This window comes from Pseudoalteromonas luteoviolacea, assembly GCF_018100925.1.
Classification (GTDB): Bacteria; Pseudomonadota; Gammaproteobacteria; order Enterobacterales; family Alteromonadaceae; genus Pseudoalteromonas; species Pseudoalteromonas obscura.
In genome coordinates this window covers 23,550-30,798 of sequence record NZ_JAGJEH010000022.1, presented here as the reverse complement: position 1 = coordinate 30,798, position 7,249 = coordinate 23,550, and the positions used below count along the sequence as shown (strand labels likewise).

The 7,249-nt window shown below is 43.2% G+C and carries 9 protein-coding genes; 6 read left to right on the top strand and 3 right to left on the bottom strand.

The features are described from left to right. Positions 1-164 precede the first annotated feature (164 nt). From J8M00_RS27065 to J8M00_RS27040, 6 genes are all read left to right on the top strand, one after another. Positions 165-458 (top strand): hypothetical protein, encoded by a 294-nt coding sequence (locus J8M00_RS27065; protein WP_211013475.1) that lies wholly within the window; start codon positions 165-167, stop codon positions 456-458. Positions 459-461: 3 nt separating this feature from the next. After that, a complete protein-coding gene (locus J8M00_RS27060) occupies positions 462-770 on the top strand; it encodes a hypothetical protein (protein ID WP_211013474.1) in 309 nt (102 codons plus the stop codon). 316 nt (positions 771-1,086) lie between these two features. Continuing rightward, complete coding sequence (locus J8M00_RS27055) at positions 1,087-2,385, top strand: replication initiation protein (protein WP_211013473.1); 1,299 nt, start codon at positions 1,087-1,089, stop codon at positions 2,383-2,385. A 249-nt stretch (positions 2,386-2,634) separates the two neighbouring features. Continuing rightward, entirely contained in the window at positions 2,635-2,970 is a 336-nt protein-coding gene (locus tag J8M00_RS27050) for a DUF5658 family protein (RefSeq protein WP_211013472.1), read from the top strand. 290 nt (positions 2,971-3,260) lie between these two features. Continuing rightward, positions 3,261-3,929: a DNA-binding protein gene (locus tag J8M00_RS27045; protein ID WP_211013471.1), complete on the top strand. Its 669-nt coding sequence runs from the start codon at positions 3,261-3,263 to the stop codon at positions 3,927-3,929. Next, positions 3,929-4,249, top strand: a complete 321-nt coding sequence (locus tag J8M00_RS27040; RefSeq protein WP_211013470.1) for a hypothetical protein — start codon at positions 3,929-3,931, stop codon at positions 4,247-4,249. Before J8M00_RS27045 ends, J8M00_RS27040 begins: the two co-directional genes overlap by 1 nt. Here J8M00_RS27040 and J8M00_RS27035 read toward each other — a convergent pair. Genes J8M00_RS27035 through topA form a run of 3 tightly spaced genes read right to left on the bottom strand, consistent with a single transcriptional unit; the run spans position 4,246 to position 7,142 of the window. Next, positions 4,246-4,449 (bottom strand): hypothetical protein, encoded by a 204-nt coding sequence (locus J8M00_RS27035; RefSeq protein ID WP_211013469.1) that lies wholly within the window; start codon positions 4,447-4,449, stop codon positions 4,246-4,248. The two genes, J8M00_RS27040 and J8M00_RS27035, sit on opposite strands and share 4 nt — an antisense overlap. Continuing rightward, positions 4,446-4,997, bottom strand: a complete 552-nt coding sequence (locus J8M00_RS27030; RefSeq protein ID WP_211013468.1) for an HAD domain-containing protein — start codon at positions 4,995-4,997, stop codon at positions 4,446-4,448. Before J8M00_RS27030 ends, J8M00_RS27035 begins: the two co-directional genes overlap by 4 nt. Continuing rightward, entirely contained in the window at positions 4,998-7,142 is a 2,145-nt protein-coding gene (gene topA, locus J8M00_RS27025; RefSeq protein ID WP_211013467.1) for a type I DNA topoisomerase, read from the bottom strand. It abuts the gene before it with no gap. Positions 7,143-7,249: the final 107 nt, after the last annotated feature.

The following is a 7,249-nucleotide window of genomic DNA, read 5'->3' as shown; positions in this document are numbered from 1 at the left end:
TCCGGAGTGACCAGTGGCATTGGTCACATAGTAGCGGTGGCCAGGTTGCTTATGTGTGACCAAGCAAACTCTGCCGTAGAATGTTGGTAAATTTGAGCTATCAAAATTATTGATTTTGTTGTTTTTGGTATCTATAGTACACATTGTTTTGTGTATTAGATTGGGTGATTATGATGCCTGCATTAATTGAACGCTCAGATCAGTTAGTAAATCTAACTGATCTTGCTCGAAGAGGTTCCGGCCTTTTCGATAAAGTTGCTTCATCTGAAAGTGACCGCCTAGTGGTTCTACGAAAGAGCGAACCAATCGCTGTAGTTCTTAACATTGCCACGTTTGAAACCATGCTTGATGAGATCGAGAAGCTTCGCACAGAAGTTGTCGCCCTTCACAGGCTGGGAGGTGGCGCTGCCAATGATCGTATTGGGCGTGAAGAACTTCAACAGAGCCTGGGGTTTTAAGTCATGCCCCAAGCATGGATTGCGACTTATCACGCTGATGTAATTAATGATCTTGAGCATCTTGGGAAAAGCGATGCTGGCAGGGTGCTGAAGATCATTGATTCCTTGATTGTGTCTGATCCTATGGATGTAGGGCTGGCTTTAGAGCCAGACCTTCCCGGATGTCGATTAGTAAAGGTTGATAATTTTCATGTGTTGTATCAACTGGATGTTAATCGCTTCCAGTTATTTGTGTTGGCTGTTCGCAAAGAGTCTGGGGTATCGGATCAAGGTGAGCAGAAAGCAAAAACCCACCAAAAGGTGGGTCAATGATGCGTTTTAATTTGGTTGGCACTTTGGCGAGTGCTTTAGCTAGGGTTGGCACCCTGGCACTTATAACGTCTTTGGTTTGGCGACCAAAGAATAAGGAGTTATCCGTAATGTAGATCTTCCAGTACCTAAACCGCTTTAGCGGTACATCATCCGTACATTCACTGGTTTAGTCCTACCTTACCAGGGCGCTATGCTGTTTTTGGCGAAACGGCATAAGCACGTCCTTCTATTCTAGGTAGGACTAAACCCCTTTGCAAGTTTTTGGGGTAAAAATGGGGTTCCTACAGAATAAATCCCCCGTACATCGGGGGAAAATGTGAGTCAATCGACTGCGCTTGCTCAACAAGAGCGATTTTTCACGCCGGATACGGCCCTTAACAGGCTGCTTAATGAAGCTCCCTATTTGCCTCGTTGTTCTGGTAACAAAACGGCTTCAAAGGTTAGGCCGCGAGAGTATGCCCTTCGTTACCCCTATATGCAGGTCAATCGCCCAGGGATGGTTTCATGGCTGATCTTTGATTTAGACCATTCAAACCCGCTTATTTGGGAAGATGAAGGCTTGCCCGCCCCGAATATAGTCGTGACTAATAAAAAGAATGGCCACGCCCACCTGTACTACGCTATCCCGCCTGTTTGCACCACTGAAAACGCAAGATCCAAGCCTATTCAATACATGAAGGCTGTGTACGAAGCTATGGCTGCAAGACTGGATGCAGACCCTTCATACAGTGGCCCAGTTGCTAAAACACCAGGCCACCCTTGGTGGGGGACGTGGGAGGTACACAATCACATTTATGATTTGGGTGAACTATCGGATTACGTTGATCTACCAGTCAAACCGCTTTGGGGAACCGGGCCTGATCTTGATTCTGTTTCACACTCTAGGCATTGCCTATTGTTCGAAGATTTGAGGTATTACGCATACTCAATTGTGAACAGAGAGCGAGAACAAGGAACGTACAAAGGGTTTTGCAGACTGTTGGATGCCTATGCCCATAACAAGAACCACTACCGGAACAGAGGGTTTTCGATGAACCTTTCTGTTGCCCAAGTCAAAGCAACTGTTAAATCCGTCGCTAGATGGACGTGGGATCGTTACACCGGCACAAGCAGGTGCCACAGAGGGGTTATGGGTTTACCTGACTCTCTTTCACTAAAAGAAAAACAAACGCTCTCCGCAAAAAGAACACATGAGACTCGTCAGAAGGCCACAGAATCCAAAATTCGCGCCGCTGCAAACCTTCTCCTGAATAAGGGCGAAAAGCTCACACAAGTGGCTATAGGCCGCATTTCAAGGCTATCCAGGCAAACCGTAGCAAAGTACCTGCATATCATCGAGGAAGTACAAGAGAAACCGTCCCAAATAACCAACTTGAGGGAAGAAAATAGCCAAGAAGAGAATGTTAATTATGGTGCACATCAGATACCTGCCCGCTCTAAGGTGCTTGGGAATTATTTAGACCTCGAAGCTATTTCAGGTGCCAGTGAGCGGGATTCTCATATTCAGAATAGTTCTCCAGTTAAACCTATCCAAATTAATTTAAACTTTTCTGAAACAGTTGATGCTTTAGAGATTATTCGTAGGTTGTTGTTGCGTATTCCAAAACCTACTTAGATTAAATATTAACTATTTGTTCGTTGTTATTGCTCACTGAGTTGTGGTCAGAATGTGTAGTGATTGTGGTCGATAGTGTGGGCAAATTGTGAATGGCGTTTTTTGCCATTCATTGTTTGTCCATACGTCCCGTAGGGATCGTCCTCATTCAATGCACATGACTCGAAGAGCTGTCCACAACATGAATTCTGCACATTGTTAGCTATGAGCTACTATTGTGAATTATAGATAATAAAATATAGGTTCTTTATGACGTTACATGATTGGATGCTTTTAGGTTACGTTCTATTCATTACTCTTAATGCTGTTGACCTTTTTATTACAAAAATCATCCTAGAAAACGGCGGGAAAGAATGGAATTTCATTGCACGTTTTTTTTATCAAAAACTTGGTATCAAAGGAATTGCAGGTTTAAAAGTTGTAATTCTTGGCTGGTTTGGGATTCAGTGTTACTTCAGAGTTTTGGATCTATTTGTGATTTATTATCTCAATTTCATGTTTGCAGTTGTCTTGTACTTTATGTACCGGGATGCTGTGCAGGCCGGATTAAAAGAAAAATTGAACCCCCTAAATCGTAAATCCTGATCGAAGTATTCTAGTCCCCTCTTTGGCATCTCAATTCGTTGCTAGTGTTCAAATTAATACTGGCTATCTTTGCTGATCTGCTTTCTTAGTTTCACTCCCCTTAATCTTAGACTCCCCTTAATCTTAGCCCTGGGCAGAATTTGTCAAATTGGCTCATAGCTTGATTGAATCCGATCTAGTTCAAATCACGCCCTCCCAGTTTCGCTAGCGAAATTACGGTTGAGGATGCCTTGTTTTGTATGTATGGGTATGTATACTACATACATACAATTACATACGGTAGGTGACTTATGGCGATTAGCAAAGACCAAATTATTGAGGCGGCTGAGGCTCTTGTTTCTGAAGGGATCAACCCTAGTATGCAATCAGTTCGTGAGCGACTTGGTGGCGGTTCGTTTGCAACGATTTCGCCGGTATTACGGAAATGGAAGGAGGATCGTGAGGCTACTACTGTTGCTGTGTTGGAAATGCCTTCTGATGTTAAATCTGCCCTGGAACGATTTGGCGTTGACTTATGGAAGGCCGCTTCGTCATTAGCTTCGGCGCAGTTTGAAAAACTAAAAGAAGAGAGTCGATCAAGTATCGACAGTGCGAACAATGAACGTGATGAGGCTTTAAGGGAAATTGAACTTTTGGAGTCCCAGGTTATGTTGCGTGATGATCAGATGGCATCATTCCACGATGAAAATGACCTACTCCGAAGTCAGTTAAACGAAGAAAGTAATAAAAATATTGCTTTGCAGCAAAGAGTTACTGACCTTCAGGAAACCATTGCCAATCTGAAGAGCGATCTGAAAGAATGCCGTCAGGACGGTAGGCAAGCGGTAGAAAAGCTTGATGCCTTACACCAGGAGCAAGTAGAGCTTTCCCGAACGAACGGCCAGCTGACCGCTAAGGTCGAAGCCCTGGATAAAGAATTAGTGGCCATGAATGAAGCCAGAATGAAGGAGGATAAATAATGTCGAGGCACTACTTCAATACTGAATACCAGGGTAACGCTATAACCGTTTTAATAGGGTATGACAGGCCGTTAGGTGGGTTTTTCATGGTAATTGAAAACGCTAGCCAGGAGGAAGATCTGTACATTTACAGTAATCTCTACGAACAAGTCACACACCCTAAAAGCCTGGAACCATACAAATCTAAGCTGGATCAGCTTGGGATCTTTGTGCCGGTTGAAATGCTTTTAGAAGTTGAAGCTGATGGTGCTGCGCTAATGGGGAATAAGGATGTGCACCACTCTATTGAAAATGGTACACACCGAAGAATTGTGGGTTAGAAAGGCTTTGTTTTGACGCTCCACACCATCTTGCGTCTATGTTTAGGGTGCGGTACTTGCTCTGCGCTGTCGTCGGCAATAAGTATTGGCCCTTTCAGGCCGTTATCTATCGTGTAGAACACGTCCCCTTTCCGTATATCTTTTATATCACACTGTTCCCACGTCATAAGTTCCTGGTCTTTGATGCGCTGTACAATCATTCTTCGCCCTCTATGAAGTAACTCACAATGTTCTCAGAGCTTTTTTCATCGAGGCCACGGCTTCGGTCAATGGCGTAAAGATTCGGCCATCCTGGCTCGTACAGGCGTTCCTGATCGTCAATGCAGAGGTACCTGTTAAGACCAAAATGAGCAGCAAATGCCTCTATCTCGCGTTGTCGCCTGTATGGGTACGTTTCCAGTACGGGGGTGAAGCCTATCGTGCGCTCTAAGATTTCATTAGGAAAAACTCTTTCAAAAAATTCTTCATCCATTGTCTCGCGCCAGTTGGATGACATGATCAATTGAAGAGAAGGAACTTTATTAATGATCGAAACCAAATGGCTTATACAGGAAAGGTTGCCTACATCATTGGGGTGCAACACACCATCAACGTCATAAAATAATGTTGAGCCTTGATGAATGTTGCCATTGCAGCAAGAGGCTATCGGATAGCCTTTTTTAATCGGAAGCGTAGCTTTATTTGTGATAGCTACGCTTCTTTCGATTTTCTTACGCTGTTTTCCCTGGAATAAAGTAAACCCAAACATTTAAGCCCCCTGCTCTACCACAGGCTTTCCATCTTCGTCGTTAATGAATTTATGGCATCCTTTTTCGTTTGATTCAGTTTGATGAACCCAAAAATGGAATTCTTTAGCTTTTGAATATCGACGGATAAGAGGTTTTCCGCAGTTAGGGCATTCACTAGATTCATCTTTAACAACAACAGGACTGCCCTCTTCATCCCTAATAAACTTGACACAATTCTTCGCGTGTTTTTCATCTGAATGCACCCAAAAGTATTCGTCTTCAGTATCCTTTTTCTTGAGCCGTTTGATTTCATTCCCGCAGTCGGGGCAATCAGCTACAGGAGAATCGTACTTTTCTCTGAACACTGGAATGCCGTTATCATCGTCTAGGAAGTCTTCACAGCCGTGTTCTTCATTAATATGAACCCAGAAGTAACCAACTCCCTTCTTTTTCGACTTCAAACGCTTCACAGGGTTGTCACATAGAGGGCAGTCTTCCGTTTCGACGAGTGATTTTATCCCGACTTTTTGAGATTCACTTGTTATTGTTGAGTAAACAGACTTAACGAGTTGAACGTAATTGGACTTCCCCGCAGCTATCTTATCAAGATGCCCCTCTAAAATACGGGTATAGTCCAGATTCATAAATGTCATAACATCAAGGGCATCGACTATCATTTCGCCTGTTTCGGTTGGTCTTATTTTATTGTCTTTTTTCTTTGTACCATCACCAATTACGATGTAACCGCGATTTTTGATGTTTTCCATGATGCTTGCGTACGTAGATGGGCGTCCGATCCCTAATTTCTCAAGAGCTTTGATAAGGGAAGCCTCGGTGAATCTGGATGGTGGTTCCGTGGATTTTGTAACTACAAGGGCTTTTACTTGGTGTTCTTCGCCTTCGTTGACTGAAGCTGGTAATTGGCCGCTCAATGCACCAGGTTTCTCTATTTCGCAGATTGATCGCCATCCTTTATATTTTTCGACCTTTCCTGAAACTGTGAATTTCGCTAGCGAAACTGTATCGCTAGTCTGAATTTCTTCAGTGCTGGTGAATTCAATGCTTGTCACTGTGTCAATTGCAGGGGGCATTACACTGGCTAGAGTCCTTTCAAGAATAAGTTGATATAGTTTTCTTTGAGGCTCTGTTTCGCCGCAGTTATTTTCAGATGGGTTGGTCGGTCTAATCGCTTCATGTGCTTCCTGGGCGCTTTCTTTAGTTGCCCACTTTAATTGGACTTCTTGAGTGTCTTTACCAATCTCGTTTAGGTGATCTTTAAAAAGATTGAATGCGTCTTCAGATAAGTTTGGTGTGTCTGTTCTGTGATATGAAATAGCGCCTTGTTCAAATAGCGCTTGTGCGTACTTCATCGTATTTGCAGGAGTAAATTTAAGTATGCTCGATGCTGCTTGTTGTAAAGTTGAGGTTGTGAAAGGGGGGCGGGGTTTCGATGATTTATCTTCAGTAATTGCTTTGGTTACAACTACTGAATCAATGCTTGCGATTGCCTCTGCCACTTCTTTGGAAAATATGTGCTTGTTATCATCACACCAACCTTTAGCGTCGATAGTGGCCTTTAGCCCGTTTTCTAATTCGATTTCAACGACATAATAATTTCGCTTGCTAAATTGTCGTATTTCTCGCTCCCTTAACACGGTTAGCTTTACAGCTGGGGATTGGACTCGGCCAGCACTAAGAGGAATACCTGCTTGACTGGAAAGAAGGGGGCTAAGGTGGTATCCAACTATTCTATCAAGCACCCTTCTTGATTCTTGAGCTGCTACCAGGTCGTCATCTATCGACCTACAGTTTTGAAGTGCTTTGCCTATTGCGGTTTTTGTAATTTCACTAAAGGTAACTCGCTTAGGATTATTTAGATTAAGGCAGTCCTTGAGGTGGTACGCAATTGCTTCGCCTTCCCGATCTGGGTCAGTTGCCAAATAAACCTCACTAGCTACGCTGGCTAGTTTTTTAAGTTCACTTACAACTTTTTTCTTGTCTGGGCTAACAACGTATTTGGGTTTGAAGTAGGGCGGCTCCACTCCCATTTCTTTATCGGGTAAGTCTCGAATATGACCGACACTGGCAGATACCTTCCATCCATCACCTAAATAACCCTTGATCTTCTTAATCTTATTAGGACTTTCTACGATCATTAATTTCATCACAATCCCTTTTTTCATTTTGGTGTGTTTTGATTTATCATAGTATTATATTTTGACGGGTATGTCTCGTTATCTTAGCCATGTATAATCTCATAGCACTCTTTCAG

Coding starts and splice junctions, on each gene's coding strand:
- J8M00_RS27060 (WP_211013474.1), top strand. CDS start 462: ATGCCCCAAGCATGGATTGCGACTTATCACGCTGATGTAATTAATGAT.
- J8M00_RS27050 (WP_211013472.1), top strand. CDS start 2,635: ATGACGTTACATGATTGGATGCTTTTAGGTTACGTTCTATTCATTACT.
- J8M00_RS27045 (WP_211013471.1), top strand. CDS start 3,261: ATGGCGATTAGCAAAGACCAAATTATTGAGGCGGCTGAGGCTCTTGTT.
- J8M00_RS27040 (WP_211013470.1), top strand. CDS start 3,929: ATGTCGAGGCACTACTTCAATACTGAATACCAGGGTAACGCTATAACC.
- J8M00_RS27035 (WP_211013469.1), bottom strand. CDS start 4,449: ATGATTGTACAGCGCATCAAAGACCAGGAACTTATGACGTGGGAACAG.
- J8M00_RS27030 (WP_211013468.1), bottom strand. CDS start 4,997: ATGTTTGGGTTTACTTTATTCCAGGGAAAACAGCGTAAGAAAATCGAA.
- topA (WP_211013467.1), bottom strand. CDS start 7,142: ATGAAATTAATGATCGTAGAAAGTCCTAATAAGATTAAGAAGATCAAG.